We start from the raw sequence: 16,770 nt of genomic DNA, 5'->3' as shown, positions 1-16,770 counted from the left end.
CAAGATAGAAGAGAACACATTAACCTCTTCTATCTTTTTTTAATAGAGTCTTTAAAACTCATTTCTTTTTATATAAATTTAAAATTTGTATGAATATACAGTCGGATTCCTTTTGAGAACTATAAAATTATAAACACATTTATAAAGCTGAGGGATATCTTTTAATCATTCAATCTTTTAAAGTATAAAGCAGGAGTTTTCGGTATTTGAGTAGAATATGTATAGTATTTGAAAAGTGTTTGGAGGTCGCTATGTTGCTATTATTTTTTTGATATATATCATCTACTAACTAACTAAAAATAATTTTGGAGTTTATTAGTGACGGCGTTCTATCTGCTTACATTCCGTTACTAGAAGTATTACCAAAATACAAAAATAAAGGAATTGGCAAAGAATTAGTAAAATGTATGTTACAAGAACTGGACGAAATTTATATGATAGATTTATGTTGCGATGAAGACTTAATTCCTTATTATGAGAAGTTTGGGATGATTCGATCAAATGCAATGCTTTTAAGAAATTACCAAATGCAGTCGGGGAATTCAGACAAATAATTTGGATGAGTGGGCTGCATTCACATATAGTATTTAAAACTGTAGCACAAATCAAAGACGGGTTTGTGCTATTAGTAATTATAAGGCATTGTAAAAAGATTATAGTAAATTTCAGCCACAAGGCAAGAGGTGAAAAAATGCATTTTCAAAAGATACTAGAAACTACTCCATTAGTTAAAAACCCTAAAAGTATCATTCAAAGACACGCTGTTAAAGCAATAATTATTCATGAAAATAAAATTCTACTAATTCAAACAAATAAGGGAGACTTTAAATTTCCTGGTGGCGGTGTAGAAGAAAACGAAAACCATATTGAAGCATTATTGAGGGAAGTTAGAGAAGAAACTGGTTACATAAACTTTATCGTGAAAGATTTTTTTGGAATTGTTATTGAACGAAAAATAGACAAATTTAAAAGTGATCATTTATTTCAAATGAATTCCTACTATTACATATGTGCATTAAAGAACAAAGAAACAGTTCATCAGGAGTTAGATGCATATGAAACTCTTCAAGAATTTAAGCCTAAATGGGTTAATCTTGAAGATGCCATAAAACAAAATGAAACCCTATTCACATATCCTGGGATGAATAATTGGCTAAAACGTGAAACACTTGTTTTAAATGAAGTGAAGGAACTGGCTATAAAAAGAAATAAAATGACCATAAAGAGAAATAAATAAGCTCTAAACGGAAATAAACACATACAAAAAAGAGATAAATAGCTATCAAAAAGAAATAAAACATCGAAAAAAAGAAATAAACTCTGTTCAACCTAAAAGAGCAATCGGTTTTTATTTGGAATACTTCATAAGAATTTGCAAAGTCTATTCTTATGGAGGTGGTAAACATGAACGAAAATCAAAAAATGAGTAAACAATTGAGCAAGGATTTCAATAATAAACAAGCAACTCGTGATCAACAATCTAGAGATTTCAATCAGGAATTTGCGAATGAGCCATTGACTGCAACCGAAAAGTTAAATAATAAAAAGACAAAGAAAAGACAATAGAATGAAATAAAAGGGCCGTCTCGAAAGTCGTAAATGTACGATTTTTGAGTATGGCCTTTTATAAATTTATTTAAGTTACTGTAAATATTGTAAATAATTATTGATTATGTTGAATCAAAAAATTAGATGGGGTAACTTCATAATAGCAAAGTTTGCTAGTAATCTCTGACATACATAGTGCAACTATTCAAATAATGAAGGAAGACTTAGATGGCGAGAGATAAAATATGAAATATAGAACAATGCTCAGAGGTGATAGCATACCAGAAAGAATATAGCGCATTTCGAAATTCGAAAGTGGGGTAGTGATGAAAAAGCAAGCGGAAAATAAGTGGAAGAGATGGTTGGAAATTTGGATGGTTGCAACAAAACTAGGGATGACATCTTTTGGTGGTCCAATAGCACATCTTGGTTATTTTCATGAAGAGTATGTCAGGAGAAAAAAGTGGATCAACGAGAAAAACTATGGGGATCTCGTTGCCTTGAGTCAATTCTTACCGGGTCCAGCAAGTAGTCAGGTAGGCATTGGGATAGGCGTTGCGCGTGGGGGAATTGTTGGAGGAATAATATCGTTTCTTGGATTTACCTTACCGTCTGTTATAGCACTCATCTTTTTTGCGTCTTTACTTCAAATTTATGATATTAGAGATGCTGGCTGGCTAAGTGGATTAAAGATTGTAGCGGTTGTAGTTGTAGCTCATGCGGTAATAGGAATGGTTCAACATCATGCGCCTGACATTCAGAGAAAAACGATTGCGTTGTTCGTATTAGTAGTTACACTTATTTGGCAAACTGCATTTACTCAAATTGGTGTGATTTTAATAGCAGGAATTGTTGGATATTTTCTTTATAAAAATAAATCCATAAAAGAAGGACAAACAAACGTATCGCTTTTTCCTATTTCAAAACGTCTTGGATATTTAAGCTTAGCGTTATTCTTTATATTGTTAATTTTTCTTCCTATTCTAAGTAGATTAATATCTAGTAATTGGATTAGTATGTTTGATAGTTTTTATCGTGCAGGGGCCCTAGTTTTTGGAGGGGGGCATGTTGTATTACCATTGTTAGAACAGGAATTTGTGCCAACTGGTTTACTCAGCACACAAGAATTTTTGGCTGGTTATGGTATCACCCAGGCAGTACCAGGGCCGTTATTTACGTTTGCGGCATACATTGGAGCTGTTATGAACGGCTGGCAAGGTGGAATATTTGCGACATTTGCGATATTCTTGCCTGCATTCCTTTTGATCATTGGGTCGTTACCAATTTGGGATGCGCTTCGTACAAATTCAAAGGTTAAGGGAGCTCTGCTTGGAGTAAATGCTTCTGTTGTTGGTATTTTAATCTCCGCACTATACACGCCAATATGGACCAGTGCGATTAAATCATCTATGGATTTTGCACTGGCAGCAATTCTATTCTTCATGTTAGTATATTGGAAGCTTCCGCCTTGGGTAATTGTGCTAACAGGAGCAGTTGGTGGTTTCATAATTTCATATCTTTAATACGTAAATAAAAAAATGGCACAAAACTGAAATATCAGTTTGTGCCACTTTGAATAAATGCTTATTTTGCTGTTTTGTCTTCTTCAACTTGTGCGGGTGTTACTTTAACTCGTTTTAAGAATAAAGATAAGACAAGTGCTACAATTGTAATGATCATAGCGATGAAGAATGAGAAGTTAATACCTTCAACCATGGCTTTGTTAGCTAAATGTTTAGCAACTTCTTTACCATATTTGGCCATTTGAACTTCTGTCATTTGCTCACCATTTTGAGCAGCTTCCATTGCTTTTTCTTTTACTTTTTTCGCAACAGTTGCTTTAATGTCTAGGTCGTCTGCTTCGCTCTTTGTACGGTTTGTCATGATTGTGATCATAACTGCAGAACCGATTGCACCTGCAACTTGTTGAAGTGTGTTGTTAAGTGCTGTACCATGTGGATTTAAACGTTGTGGTAATTGGTTTAAACCATTTGTCATGATAGGCATCATCACCATTGACATACCTAACATACGAACAGTATATGCAATGATTAAGTAAGTGTAAGTAGTATCTAATTTTAGTTGTGATAAAAAGTAAGTAGAAATAGCTACGATTGATAAACCAACTACTGCTAAAGGACGAGGACCAATGCGGTCGAATATTTTACCAGTAATTGGTGACATAAGACCCATTACAAGCGCACCTGGTAACATCATTAAACCTGCATCTAATGGTGAAATACCACGAACATTTTGAACATAAAGTGGTGTTAAAATCATACCAGAGAACATCGCCATTGAGATAACAACTGAGATTACGCTACCCATAGCGTACATTGGGTGTTTGTATACTTCCATGCTTAGAAGTGGTTTTTCAAGTCGTAATTGACGAAGTACAAAGATGATTAAAGCTATTGTACCAATTGTGATAGTACCCCAAACTTCGAATGCATTCCAACCTGCAGATGAAGCAGTAGAGAATCCATATAACAGGCCACCAAAACCAATTGTAGATAAGATGATGGATAATACATCGACTGTAACAGGTCTTGTTTCCATTACATTATCGAATTTAAAGATTCCCAATAATAATGAAATTACAGCGAATGGTAAGATAACAATGAATAAGTAGTGCCATGAGAAATGCTCAACTAAGTAACCAGATAATGTAGGACCGATGGCTGGTGCCATGATCATAACAAGACCGAAGATTCCCATTGCTGCCCCACGTTTTTCAACAGGGAAGCTAACTAACATAATATTCATTAATAATGGACCCATTACTGATGCGCCAAGAGCTTGAATCATACGAGCTGCTAGTAACACACCAAAGCTTGGTGCCCAAATCGCTAATGCTGTACCGATTGTGAAAATCGTCATTGAAGTGACGAATAATGTTTTATTTTTGAAGCGCGTAATTAAAAATGCACTAGCTGGTACAAGTACACCACTTATTAACATGTAACCAGTTGCTAGCCATTGAACAGTTGATGCTTCAACATCAAAATCCTTCATAATAGAAGGAAGCGCTACGTTTAAAAGCGTATTGTTTAAAAACGCTACGAATGCCCCGACGAATAATATTGCAATCATCAAGTAAGGGGGCTTTTTATGTGTTGTGTTCATGCTTAAATCCCTCTTATCCTATTTTTATATTTTAAGTTTACTTGATTTATTTTATACTCGCAGTTCAATTATTGCAAGAAAAATATAGAGAGGGTATTGGAAACCTTAATAGAAAGGGCTTTCATAATTATAATGTTAGTCCATTCACTTGCCGGTTCGTGTAGAAATAGGGTAAAATTAAACTGTTAGTTCAACTTAATATACTAAAAAAAGGTGAATATATGAACAACCGTAAGCGACAAATTATTAAGGCTTGTGTAAAATTATTCTCTGAAAAAGGTTTTACGGAAACATCGATTCAAGATATCTTGGATGAAGCTCAAATTTCAAAAGGGACGTTCTACAACTATTTCCCATCTAAAAAAGAATGTTTAATAGCTATTTTAGATATTGGACGAAAAGAAACGAATGTACGCAAAATCAAAGCTTTAACAGGAAAAGAAAAGAACGACAAGAATGTACTTGCCGCTCAACTGATTTCTTCTCTGCAGGTGAATAAAGAACAAAATCTATTGCCAATTTTTGAATCTATTCTACATTCTGGTGATAAGGAGTTAAAACAATTAGTCGATCAAATGCTTCTACAAGAGATAAATTGGACTGCTCGTCGACTATTAGACATCTACGGTCTTAAATTGGTTCCCTATCATTATGATGCGGCTATTCTTTTGTTCGGTATGATGCATCAAATGTTTCATATTGGAAAGATCATTGGTTATCCACGTGGAAATGTCACTGATAGTGTAAACTTTGTTCTCACTCAACTTGATGCGATTATACCAGAGCTGATTAAAAAACAAAAAACAATGCTTGGTACGTATTTTGAAGATTATATTAAGGAACATACGTTTGTTGAGACCGTCGATCAACAAGAGCTATTGAAACAAGTTACAGGTTTTAAAGCATATTTGGAAAAGCTGAGCTTTCAACAAAACGAGTATCTGGATTATTTAATCGAAGAACTAGGAAAAGAAAAGCCACGTTTTCATATTTTAAGTGTTGTAGCATTCCAATTTTACAATAGTTTTCGCGATACCGTGCATGCACCAGAAGCAATCGAAATTACTAATCATATTTGGCAATTATCGAGGGATAAAAATCAAAAAAATGCATGATATACAAAATAAAAAGAACAGATGTTATCTCCATTAGAGCATTTTCAAAGCACGTATATTTTCTATATACAAAGTTTTGAAGGTGTTTTTCTTTGGACAAATTTTATGAAATCAGTCTTGCTATTAAGAAGGCGATACCTGCAGCGATACCTCCGACTAATGTTGTTTGGAAAGCACTCTTAAATGGGTTTGCGCCTGTAAAACGTCCTTTTACAAATCCGAAGATAAACAAAGCGATAAGTGTCATAATGACGGAAAGAAGTAAAGCTGAATTTGCATTTTGAATTAGCATGTAGGGGAACAAAGGAATAAGACCGCCAACTATATAAGAACCGCCAATGGTAGCGGAGCTTGTTAATGCACGCTTTGGCTCCGGTTTTTCTAGTCCAAGTTCATACTTCATCATGAAATCGACCCATTTATCAGAGTCTTTACTCATAGCTTCAACTGCTTCATTAACTGCAGATTCAGGTAGATTCCATTCACGTAATATTTCTGCCACCTCTTCGCGTTCTCGATCCGGCAATTCCACAATTTCTCTTCTTTCACGCTCAAGTTCGGAAGCATAGTGCTCTTCATCTGTACGTGCTGCAAGGTAACCACCGAGTCCCATCGCAATTGACCCAGCAGCAATTTCAGCTACACCCGCTACAACAACTAGATTTGCATTTGAAATACTGCCTGAAAGTCCAGCAGCAAGTGCGAAGGGTACAGTCAATCCATCAGACATACCGATCACAATATCACGAATGAAATCAGATGCCATAAAATGTTTTTCTTCATGTGTTGTTTTAGTACTTTCAGTTTCAGACATAAAAATCTCCCTTTTTAAACTAAACGATTTATAAAAAATATATTATTTCCCAGAAAATGAAATAAGTTAGTTTCCATTGAAAAGACAACTTGTTTATTTTAATATGTATTTATTTTCATTTAACATACAAAATTTATGATGATATAAAAAAATAGCATTTTTCTGTTGTTGTATGTGATATTCAAAAGACTATTCACACAAAATAGCGATATAAGATGAATAGAACGATAAAATAAGCCATTTTGATAGAGCTGATCAAAATGGCAAAAATACTATCCCTGTATATCTTTTAAACTTTTTCCACCTAAAAAAGCGTGTGCGGTTTTAAGCTTATCTACTGTTTGGAAACCATATTTTTGATATACTTTTTCGATATTTTCATTTATTGGGAAAACCCACAGTTTTTGAATTCCTCTATCAGTCATTTCTGTTTGTACAAACTGAATGAGTTCTCCTATAAAACCTTTCCCTCTATAGGCTTCAAGTGTTGCTACACTTTCTAATCGAGCCTGATGATTATGTTCAAAAATACATGCAGTTGAACAAGGTTTTCCATCATAGCGAAGAAGATAGTGTGTGAAAGCAGGATGATTGAACTGTTGTTCAAAGGCTTTCTGCATAATCTCTTTTCCACCAAATTCCTTGATACTACACTCAATTTCTAAAGCTTCTTCATAATTTTCTTCTGTAACCTTTTCAATTGTGGTTTGTTCTTTCTTCTCAACCTTAATAATATGATTATCCCACAACTGAACGGGGCTGATGAATTCTTCATAGCCAAAGTTATTTGACTTCAGAAGAGCGAGCAGGTCTTGTTGAACATCTAGATTATAGATATAAAATCTAGGAATGATATTTTTGGAAATATAGAAATCTTTAACTTCCTCAATAACTGATATTGGATCATAACTCGCTTCACTAATATGCGCGTGATTGGCATCATAATAATTTGGTTGGTTTTCATTACAAAACAATGCACCCCAGGAAGTGTCTGTTCGTGTTGAAAAGGTGTCCAAGTATGCAAAATCAAGTGCTAGTATATCTTTTAAATTCATCATTTTATTAGACTCCTATTTTTCTAGATGTTTGGAAAAAGCAAAACATATTTAAGTAGTTCTCTATATATTCAAAGTCAATTTATTCTATTTTACCATTTATTTTCTTCCTATGATAAATATCAATTTTCATATTTCCGATATTTTACTTGTAATTCTATATATAGTATTATTATCGGAAAATAGGTGGTGTATTAAATTGAAAACAATTTTTTGGGCTTTTATTGGAGTATTAATAGGTAAAATCATACTCGTCTTTTTTAAAAAAGGAGCATTTAATTTACTTGATATCCTCATTACAACAATCGCCGTAAGCATCGGAATTTACTTTGCTAGAGTTATAAAAAGTAGGAAAGAGACAAGATAAATAAAATCTGTTAAATATTAAAAATATGTGTTGAAGATAATATGGTTAATGCATTAAAAGTAGATATCAGATTACTGTAGAACTTGTGAAAATAAAAAAACTTGCAAATAGTAATGATTACGATTTACGATAACGGAGTACTAATATAAATCCATTAAGAGGATTTATTTTTTGATTTTTTAAAACGTAATTATTACGATTTGTATATCAATCTTATATAAAGAGCAGGAGGTAAAATGATGAGAGTTAAAATAACGTTAGCATGTACAGAAACTGGAGATCGAAATTATATAACAACGAAAAATAAACGAACAAATCCAGAGCGTATAGAACTAATGAAATATAGCCCACGTTTAATAAAACGGACATTACATCGAGAAACCAAATAAGATTATAAAAAATTTTAATCATTTTTAAATAGTAATCATTACGCTTTGATGATTATAAAGGAGTAAAGAGCAATGGCGAAAAAATCTAAAATCGTGAAAGAACAAAAACGACAAGCGATGTTGGAAAAATATGCTGCCCTTAGAAAAGAGCTAAAAGAAAAAGGAGATTACGAAGCACTTCAAAAGCTTCCAAGAGATTCATTTCCGACACGTTTAAAAAACAGATGTGAAGTGACAGGGAGACCAAGAGGATATTTGAGAAAGTTTAAAATGTCTCGTACTGCTTTTAGAGAATATGCACATAAGGGACAAATTCCAGGAGTAAAAAAATCCAGTTGGTGATAATGGAGTGTTTCATTTTCCTATGAGTAAATGTAAAAAGGAGAATCAATAATGACAAAGAAAATTCCAGTTACAGTATTAAGTGGTTATTTAGGGTCTGGGAAGACGACGGTGTTAAATCATATTTTGCAAAATAAACAAAATTTACGCGTAGCCGTTATAGTTAATGATATGAGTGAGATTAATATTGATGCAGAGCTAGTAGAAAAGGGTGGAGGCATTTCTAGAACAGAAGAAAAGTTAGTGGAGATGTCAAACGGGTGTATTTGCTGTACGCTGCTTGAGGATTTGTTGGTGGAAGTACAGCATCTTGTCGACATTGGTGATATTGACTATATCGTAATTGAGTCCACTGGTATTGGCGAACCGATTCCTGTTGCCCAAACTTTTTCGTACTTAGATGAAGAATCAGGTATAAACTTACCAGAAATTTGCACGTTAGATACAATGGTAACGGTTGTCGATGCAAATCGTTTTTGGCATGACTTCCAATCAGGTGAGAGTTTGCTTGATCGGAAAGAGGCTGTAGGTGAGTTAGATGACCGTGATGTAGCTGATTTATTAATCGACCAAATAGAATTTTGTGATGTACTAATACTAAACAAATGCGATTTAGTTTCGGCCATAGAGTTACAAAAATTGGAGAAAATCATTCGTAAATTACAACCTGAGGCAAAGATTATTCGTACAATAAATGGCAAAATAGATCCGAAAGAAATTATAAATACAGGAAAATTCGATTTTGAACGTGTTGCCAATTCTGCTGGATGGTTAAAAGAGTTACAGCTAGGTCATGAAAATCACACACCCGAAACTGAAGAATATGGAATATCTTCTTTCACCTATACGAGAAAAATACCATTCCATCCTGTACGGTTTAAAGAATGGAGTGAGCATATGCCATTATCAATTGTGCGTGCGAAGGGTCTAATCTGGAGTGCAGCTGAATTTGCTATATTGTTTTCTCAAGCAGGTCCATCGGTCAATATTGAGCCAATCTCTTACTGGGTAGCAGCTTTATCAGAACAGCAGCAAAGACAAATTTTATTGGAAAACCCTGAGATGCAAGATGAGTGGGATGTCCAATTTGGTGACCGTATGACCAAATTAGTAATTAATTGAAGATCCCTTTAAATGGACAGTACAAAAATAAATAAATGTAAAAATACTCATCTAGTGCTTTGAACTGGATGGGTATTTCTTTTAAAGGCAAAAAATCTTTACACGAAAAAGTGGGTGAACAAATGTTAATATCGATAGATCGATAGACGATTTCGACTTGGAGTAGAAAGGAACCAATTCCACAGGAAAGTCGATTCCTTTGCACTTAGATTTATCTTTATTTTTCAATGTTTTCAAAGTCTTCGATGGTTTTCTTGAATTTAGTTTGCGTTTCAATAATGGATGTTTGTAAATTTTCAGTGATATCATTGATCCTTTTTACTTCTTGTGTGATATTTTCTATATTGCTATCTACTTGACTAATTGAATTCGAGACATCTCCAGCCAATCTACGTACTTCATCAGCTACAACTTTAAACCCTCTACCATGTTCGCCTGCACGAGCGGCTTCAATCGCCGCATTTAATGCCAACATATTCGTTTGAGTAGCTATATTGCGTATTAACTTAGATACTTCACTGATTAAATTGGTATGTTCTTTTAAAGATTGAATTGTATCTACTTTCTCCTTAGAATTTGCAACAACCAAATCTACTAATTCTACGGGCATATTTTTTAATTGAGAAATGACGTCTGTTGTTTGGTTTTCCCGTTCTGTAATATCCGTAGCTATTTTAAGGACAGCCTTTACCTGACCTTCCTCATTGAGAACGGGCATATATGTAGCTTCAAACCATAGTAAATTTCCTTTTTTGCCGACCCTTTGGATTTTTTCTTGAAACTTGATTCCTTTGCGAAGACTTTCCCATAATTCAACATATTCTTTGCTATTAACATATTCTTTCGTACAGAATTGTCTATGAGTCATATTTTTCATTTCACTAACGGTGTAACCCAAAGTTCGTGCAAAATTTTCGTTTACCCAAATGACTTCTTTATTTAAGTTGAACTCTATCATTGCTAGATTTGTTTCTAAAGCTGATAAAATAGCTTTTTGTGTGCTTGGATTGAAATTTACAATGGTGTTCATTAGTAAAAAACTCCTTTGTGAATATATTTAAATGGATTATATGTAAAATAATATATAACTTTTTTCCTGCTTTTATATAGATAAAGTATCATAGAATTTATTTTTAGTATAGTTTTATGGTATGGGTAGGGGAGTCTATAATCATATCTTTCACCCTATAAGGCAAAAAAAGATGAAATAACCTCAGACTCATAAAAAATGATGAATCTGAGGTTTCTTCGTGAAAATATTTTAGTGAATGTTCTTTTTCGTGAAGTTACCGCCCTTTACTTCGGCCATATCATAAACTGTAACGAATGCTTTTGGATCGATTTCGAATATAATTGATTTGATCTTAGTATCTTCTAAACGGTTAATAACACAAGTAACTTCTTTAAATTGCTCGTTCGTATATCCTCCATAAACATCTGTTAAGGTAGCACCACGACCAAGACGATCTCGAATAGTTTCGACAAGTAATTCTGGTTCTTTAGAAATAATTTTATATGTTTTAGTACCGCTAAATCCTTCTTCAACAATGTGAATAACTTTAGAAGCGATAAAGTAAGCAAGCCCAGATAAAATTGCACCTGTTAAACCAAAAACAGTTGAAACAAGTATAAATACAAACATATTTAAAAATAATATCAAGTCGCTTGTCCCAAATGGTAGTTTACGTGAAAGTAATACAGCTAACATATCAATTCCATCTAATGCTCCACCATTACGCAAAGCAAGACCCATACCAAAACCTAAAATAATTCCCCCAACAACTGTGATTAATAGGGAATCACCTTCGATAATCGTTTCGACATGATGAAAAGCTACTGTACCAATCGCTAAAGAAAGGATGCCTAATACAGAATAAATGGCAAAGCTTTTACCAATTTGTTTATAGCCTAACCATATAAAAGGAGCATTAATAATAGCGATTAATACGCCTAGTGGAAGACCGAAAAGCTGAGAAAAAACAATGCTAATACCGGTCACACCACCATCAGATACATTGTTTGGTATTAAAATGGATTCTAATCCATAGGCAGCTATTAATGCGCCAATTATTACTAAAATCCCTTTAAAAATAGCCCCTTTCGCACTTATTTTTGTCTTCGTTTTACTATTTCCCATAGTGTACCTCCATAGTTGTTTCAATCTAAATAAAATTGCCTTATACAAATAGCGTTCCTCTAGGTTTAACTTAATTGTACCAAAAATATGCGGGAAACGTGATGAACTGGGTATCTATTTAGTAGAAAAAGGTTAATTTACACTAAAAATTCAGGTGGAATTCTATTACTAAGAAGTAAGATGTGTTAAACAAAAAAGGACTTATGCTATTTTTGTAGAATTGATTATAAGATTATAAATGTGCAACAGGCCAATTTTTTTTCTGAAAAATTGGTTGGGAAGCTTTTCACTATTAAAGGGGGAGCACGATGTCAAAAGAACAAATTAAGGGACTTAGTATTATCTTGTCCATAATGATGATTATAGGATTGGTGTTGATGTTTTTCAGTGTTTCGATTGGAACTTATTTAGGAGACTCTTGGGCTTCAAGTCAACCAGATGGTTATCTTGATAACAGATATGAGGTAGTTATTGAGAATTATATAAACAACTTTGTAATTATTGGAAGTATTCTATTTGGTGTGGGTATATTAACTGGCGTATTTACTTATATTAAGTCCTTTTCGTTGAAAGGAAACGAAGATGTATCTGAAAATGATTGAAGAGAGGAGAAAAAACTTTGAATTCAAAAGAGATTATCCATAAATTTGGTATAAAAATTGATGAAGAACCCACTAGTATTTATCCTTTCTCACCCGTTTATAAAGTCAAAAAAGATGATCAAGATGTAATTATTAAAAAAACGCAAACGCCTTTAAAAGCAGCTCAAAACTTAATGTGCTTTTTAAAAACATTAAAAGAGCATGAAATAAATATCGTGACACCTTTAACTGAACCCATAGAAATTAATGAGTCCATTTACGTGATGTATCCTTTTATCGATGGAAATAAATATACAGCAAAAGATGAAGAAATTTATCAGTCAGGTAAGTTGCTAGGTAGAATCCACTCAGTTTCAAGTCAGATCAATGAATTTTATTTACCTACATATGATGTCTTTGATTTTACTGAGCAAGAAGTGTTACGCGACATGCAATCCATTCGGCAAAACATTCATAAGGCAAACCGTACTTTCTCAGTAGACGGTATGGAACAAAAACTATTGAAGCTGTTAAAAACCAAGCAACTATAAAAGATTTAAGGCTGCCTTTAGTAGCTACACTATATGATTACAAAGCAAATAATATAATATTTACACCCTCACCATATCTAATTGATCCTGACAACGCTACATGGTTGCCTAGAATTTTTGACTTAGCATTAGTTTTACTATTATTTCACAATGAACTCGATACCGCACCAGATCGTATATTCACGCCAACACAATGGAAGTTATTTCTAGAAGGATATAAAACATATACAACATTAACTGAATTCGAAAAAGAAGTTTGGGATGCAGTGTTACAGCATATTTTTTTAGATGAAGTAATGTGGTTAATGGCAGAATATGAAGAAGATTGGCTTAATCAAAATCAATATAACTTATTTAGAAGCCTTGTTGAAATACTCTTCAACTCAGCTGATTATAAAATCTAGGTAAAATAATACTTTTAGTGATGGGAATTTGATTGTAGCAATTAGTGAATGGGGGGCTATTGCTTCTTTTAGCATGAAGAAGCTTATCCTTAAAAAAGGTTTAGAAAAGGAGAAATAGTAAAGTCTATTGGTAAAAGATTAAACGAGGTGTTGAAATGTCTGAGAATTTCGAGGTTATTTTGAGGTCAATAGCTTCTTTTGGACTGTTACTAATAGGCACACGAATACTAGGCAAACAAACAATCTCTCAAATGACAATGTTTGATTTTGTTGCATCCATCTCATTAGGCGCCATATCCGCAAACTTAGCCTTTAATACATCTATAAAGGTACATCATATTATCATTGCATTGGTCATTTATTTCATTATTATTTTTACGATTGCTGTCATTTCCTTAAAAAGTAGAAAAAGCAGAAAGTTTTTAGCTGGTGACCCTACTATTGTTATTCAAAATGGAAAAATACTAGAAAAAAATATGAATAAGATGCGCTATACGTTAGATTATTTAAATCAACAGTTAAGGGAAAAGGATGTCTTTAATATTGAAGAAGTACTGTTTGCAATTGTAGAAACAAACGGAACATTAACGGTTTTGAAAAAGCCTCAATTCAGAAACGTAACTAGACAAGATCTAATGATACCGATAACCCCTGAATTCAAATTACCTATTGAACTAATTATGGATGGAGAAGTGATAAAGGAAAATCTAGAGCAGAATAACTTAACAGAATCATGGCTATATTCGGAACTAAAGAAACGAAACTTAGTTCAACATGATGTATTATATGCTGTCCTGTCCGGTAATGGAAATATGTACGTTGATACATATGAAAATCATATTCATGCCCCAATTGATAAAGAATGAATGATATACCTCTCAATGAGAAGCTAGAATGCTTCAGTGAAACAATCAGTGAACCTCATAAAATAAGTGCATATTAGTTGAATATGAATATGGACACTCTGAATATTACAGTTGTGTGAATGCTGTAGGTGGGGTGAAAACTTTCTTTTCACCTAACTTAATATTTGTTGAAACATAAAAAACAGACGTTTAGAAGTGTTGGTACGTACTTCTAATTGGCGTCTGCTTTTATTGTAGAATCCACTTTGATAACTATTCGTTATTGTATTCTTTGTACATCCTCAATAGCTTGATTGTCTCTTATTCCTCATATATCATTTTTCTCGTCATTCCACCATCTACAACTAAGTTAATGCCTGTGACAAAATCATTTTCTTTGGCAGTTAAATAAAGAGAAGCTCGTGCAATATCTTCTGGTTTTCCTACACGTTTTGATAGATGTTGTTCATGATCGATTTTACTTAGTTTTGAATAATCTACTGTTTCAATCCAACCAGGGGAAATGGCATTAACGGTAATCCTATCTTCGCTGAATGAGGCTGCAAGCGCATGTGTAATTGCAACAATCCCACCTTTTGTGGCAGCATAACTTTCTGAATTTGGCTCAGACATGATGGCCCTTGTGGAGGCAATATTTACAATAGAGCCACCTTCCTTGTTATGTCGCATATATTTTGCTGCTTCACGTGATGCCAAGAAAACACTTCTTAAGTTTGTGTTGATCATATCGTCCCATTCTTCTATGGATAAATCATAAGGAGACTTAAATAACGTTTTTCCTGCATTATTGATTAAAATATCTATCTGACCGTATGTGTGATGGGCTACTTCCATTAACCGAACTATATCTTTCTCCAGTCTTACATCTGATTGTACGAAAAGTGCTTCTCCACCTTGTTCTGTAATTCTCGCAGCTGTTTGTTCTCCTGCGTTTTCATCGATATCTGCTAAAACGACATTGGAACCTTTTTCTGCATAAAGTAATGCAATTCCTTTCCCGATTCCATTTCCAGCGCCTGTTATGATCACTGTTTTATTTGTAAAATCCAATGTATTCTCACATCCTTATTTAAAATTACATAACATCAATATATTTTTTAAAGTAACACAAAAAGGAAAATGAAGCATCAATCTTATGGGGTCTCAGGTTAACAAGATTTAAGTAATTGTTATAAGCACAGTAGTAAGTATAAAATCTTGCATACTACTTATCGTTTTAAATCCATAAAATTAAAATGAACTATAATGCAATAGGCTAGATTTCTCTCAAGTAGGAACCTAGCCTCTAAAGTGTTTATGTTAATCTAGAAGTGAAAGAATATTTTGAAAAAAGTATTGACATTATATATGGAAGAACCTAAAATAAACTTATTGAAATACTAGGTATTGAAATACATTGAGAAGCAGGATAGCTTTAAACTCATCTAAAGGAATTTAAAGCTTTTTATATTCAATTAATACCTAGTTATTAAATAAGAATAATAGATAATTAGACTCACTAGACAACTGGAGGTCTTTATTCATGTTAGGAACATGATGAAGACTTCTTGTTGTCTTTTTTATTAGGAGGTATTAAATGAGTGTACAAATTCAAATCGATGAAAAAAGCTTCCAAATCGAACAAGAACGTAAACGTGTACTCGATGAAGTTAAATTAACAGTTAAAAAAGGTGATTTTTTAACGATTATTGGACCAAGTGGTTGCGGTAAAAGTACGCTTTTAAAAATTGTAGCGGGACTTGACACAGAATATCAAGGTGCTGTTCATGTTAATGATCGTCAAGTTGTAAAGCCAGGTATTGCTCAAGGGTTTATTTTTCAGGAACATCGTTTGTTTCCGTGGATGACCGTTGAGCAAAATATAGCAGCAGATCTAAGTCTGAAAGATCAAGATGTTCGTCAAAAAGTAGACGAAATGATTGAAATTGTGAGATTAAAAGGTTACGAGAAGGCGTATCCGAGTGAAATATCAGGCGGTATGTCACAGCGGGTAGCAATTGCGAGGGCGCTTATTCGAGATCCGGAAGTATTGTTACTTGATGAGCCGTTTGGAGCACTCGATGCATTCACACGCCAGCATTTACAAGATGTGCTCATTGATATATGGCAACGTAAGAACATTACGATGATACTTGTAACACACGATATTGACGAGGCAATTTATCTTGGAACCGATGTTGCGATTTTACGTGCAAATCCAGGACATATACAAAAGCTCGTGCATGTCGGACTGAGTTATCCACGTGCAAAAACAAGCCCTTCCTATCAGCAGGTAAGGCAGCAAGTCTTACAAGAATTCGAAAAAACAGAAAGCCAACGTTATATCGATGGTGAAGGCATATAGGAGGAAGAG

Annotated in this window: 18 protein-coding genes and 1 pseudogene; 13 read left to right on the top strand and 6 right to left on the bottom strand. The window is 33.7% G+C overall.

Translation table 11 applies throughout. The features are described 5' to 3' along the window. Window positions 1-314 precede the first annotated feature (314 nt). The 4 genes and pseudogenes from Q0977_RS07350 to Q0977_RS07335 all read left to right on the top strand — a co-directional run. Window positions 315-554: pseudogene (locus Q0977_RS07350) on the top strand (GNAT family N-acetyltransferase); the annotation flags it as partial. 137 nt (window positions 555-691) lie between these two features. After that, window positions 692-1,237: an NUDIX hydrolase gene (locus Q0977_RS07345; RefSeq protein WP_299512105.1), complete on the top strand. Its 546-nt coding sequence runs from the start codon at window positions 692-694 to the stop codon at window positions 1,235-1,237. Between the two features lie 167 nt (window positions 1,238-1,404). Next, the gene (gene sspO / locus Q0977_RS07340) at window positions 1,405-1,566 is read left to right on the top strand and encodes a small acid-soluble spore protein O (protein WP_241155095.1); all 162 of its coding nucleotides are present in this window, start codon (window positions 1,405-1,407) and stop codon (window positions 1,564-1,566) included. A 308-nt stretch (window positions 1,567-1,874) separates the two neighbouring features. Next, the gene (locus Q0977_RS07335; protein ID WP_119415156.1) at window positions 1,875-3,071 is read left to right on the top strand and encodes a chromate transporter; all 1,197 of its coding nucleotides are present in this window, start codon (window positions 1,875-1,877) and stop codon (window positions 3,069-3,071) included. A gap of 61 nt (window positions 3,072-3,132) precedes the next feature. Here the strand turns inward: Q0977_RS07335 and Q0977_RS07330 are convergent, their stop codons facing one another. After that, the gene (locus tag Q0977_RS07330; RefSeq protein ID WP_299512097.1) at window positions 3,133-4,674 is read right to left on the bottom strand and encodes a DHA2 family efflux MFS transporter permease subunit; all 1,542 of its coding nucleotides are present in this window, start codon (window positions 4,672-4,674) and stop codon (window positions 3,133-3,135) included. A gap of 221 nt (window positions 4,675-4,895) precedes the next feature. On the opposite strand from Q0977_RS07330, the gene Q0977_RS07325 reads away from it, so the two are divergent. After that, entirely contained in the window at window positions 4,896-5,789 is an 894-nt protein-coding gene (locus tag Q0977_RS07325; protein WP_119415154.1) for a TetR/AcrR family transcriptional regulator, read from the top strand. A 103-nt stretch (window positions 5,790-5,892) separates the two neighbouring features. On the opposite strand, the gene Q0977_RS07320 is transcribed toward Q0977_RS07325, so the two are convergent. Together Q0977_RS07320 and Q0977_RS07315 are read right to left on the bottom strand one after the other, a co-directional pair. After that, a complete protein-coding gene (locus Q0977_RS07320; protein ID WP_124218327.1) occupies window positions 5,893-6,603 on the bottom strand; it encodes a VIT1/CCC1 transporter family protein in 711 nt (236 codons plus the stop codon). Window positions 6,604-6,875: 272 nt separating this feature from the next. Next, window positions 6,876-7,661, bottom strand: coding sequence for a GNAT family N-acetyltransferase (locus Q0977_RS07315; RefSeq protein ID WP_299512088.1), 786 nt, complete (start codon window positions 7,659-7,661; stop codon window positions 6,876-6,878). Between the two features lie 603 nt (window positions 7,662-8,264). Between Q0977_RS07315 and rpmG the strand changes: the two genes are divergently transcribed. The 3 genes from rpmG to Q0977_RS07300 all read left to right on the top strand — a co-directional run bounded on the left by rpmG (window position 8,265) and on the right by Q0977_RS07300 (window position 9,878). Then, window positions 8,265-8,414 carry a 50S ribosomal protein L33 gene (gene rpmG, locus Q0977_RS07310; protein ID WP_299512085.1) on the top strand — a complete coding sequence of 50 codons (150 nt, stop codon included), beginning with the start codon at window positions 8,265-8,267 and terminating at the stop codon, window positions 8,412-8,414. A gap of 72 nt (window positions 8,415-8,486) precedes the next feature. Beyond that, complete coding sequence (gene rpsN, locus Q0977_RS07305; protein WP_299512082.1) at window positions 8,487-8,756, top strand: 30S ribosomal protein S14; 270 nt, start codon at window positions 8,487-8,489, stop codon at window positions 8,754-8,756. A 51-nt stretch (window positions 8,757-8,807) separates the two neighbouring features. Continuing rightward, window positions 8,808-9,878 (top strand): GTP-binding protein, encoded by a 1,071-nt coding sequence (locus tag Q0977_RS07300; protein WP_299512079.1) that lies wholly within the window; start codon window positions 8,808-8,810, stop codon window positions 9,876-9,878. A gap of 217 nt (window positions 9,879-10,095) precedes the next feature. Here the strand turns inward: Q0977_RS07300 and Q0977_RS07295 are convergent, their stop codons facing one another. After that, window positions 10,096-10,908, bottom strand: coding sequence for a methyl-accepting chemotaxis protein (locus Q0977_RS07295; protein WP_299512077.1), 813 nt, complete (start codon window positions 10,906-10,908; stop codon window positions 10,096-10,098). A 231-nt stretch (window positions 10,909-11,139) separates the two neighbouring features. Continuing rightward, a complete protein-coding gene (locus tag Q0977_RS07290) occupies window positions 11,140-12,015 on the bottom strand; it encodes a YitT family protein (protein WP_119415146.1) in 876 nt (291 codons plus the stop codon). 308 nt (window positions 12,016-12,323) lie between these two features. Here Q0977_RS07290 and Q0977_RS07285 point away from each other — a divergent pair, with 308 nt between their 5' ends. The 4 genes from Q0977_RS07285 to Q0977_RS07270 all read left to right on the top strand — a co-directional run bounded on the left by Q0977_RS07285 (window position 12,324) and on the right by Q0977_RS07270 (window position 14,417). Continuing rightward, window positions 12,324-12,617 carry a hypothetical protein gene (locus tag Q0977_RS07285; protein WP_119415145.1) on the top strand — a complete coding sequence of 98 codons (294 nt, stop codon included), beginning with the start codon at window positions 12,324-12,326 and terminating at the stop codon, window positions 12,615-12,617. Window positions 12,618-12,634: 17 nt separating this feature from the next. Beyond that, the gene (locus Q0977_RS07280) at window positions 12,635-13,147 is read left to right on the top strand and encodes a hypothetical protein (RefSeq protein WP_299512073.1); all 513 of its coding nucleotides are present in this window, start codon (window positions 12,635-12,637) and stop codon (window positions 13,145-13,147) included. Further along, window positions 13,117-13,551 (top strand): phosphotransferase, encoded by a 435-nt coding sequence (locus Q0977_RS07275; RefSeq protein WP_367269455.1) that lies wholly within the window; start codon window positions 13,117-13,119, stop codon window positions 13,549-13,551. The genes Q0977_RS07280 and Q0977_RS07275 overlap by 31 nt, the downstream gene beginning before the upstream one ends. Before the next feature lie 155 nt (window positions 13,552-13,706). Further along, on the top strand, window positions 13,707-14,417 hold the full coding sequence (locus Q0977_RS07270; protein WP_299512071.1) for a DUF421 domain-containing protein: 711 nt from the start codon (window positions 13,707-13,709) through the stop codon (window positions 14,415-14,417). A 300-nt stretch (window positions 14,418-14,717) separates the two neighbouring features. On the opposite strand, the gene Q0977_RS07265 is transcribed toward Q0977_RS07270, so the two are convergent. Further along, window positions 14,718-15,467, bottom strand: coding sequence for a glucose 1-dehydrogenase (locus Q0977_RS07265; RefSeq protein WP_299512068.1), 750 nt, complete (start codon window positions 15,465-15,467; stop codon window positions 14,718-14,720). Window positions 15,468-15,993: 526 nt separating this feature from the next. Between Q0977_RS07265 and Q0977_RS07260 the strand changes: the two genes are divergently transcribed. Next, the gene (locus tag Q0977_RS07260; protein ID WP_119415142.1) at window positions 15,994-16,761 is read left to right on the top strand and encodes an ABC transporter ATP-binding protein; all 768 of its coding nucleotides are present in this window, start codon (window positions 15,994-15,996) and stop codon (window positions 16,759-16,761) included. Window positions 16,762-16,770: the final 9 nt, after the last annotated feature.

The organism is uncultured Rummeliibacillus sp., assembly GCF_934216135.1.
Taxonomy (GTDB): Bacteria; Bacillota; Bacilli; order Bacillales_A; family Planococcaceae; genus Rummeliibacillus.
The sequence above is the reverse complement of the archived record's forward strand: the minus strand, read 5'-3'. Positions and strand labels throughout refer to the sequence as shown.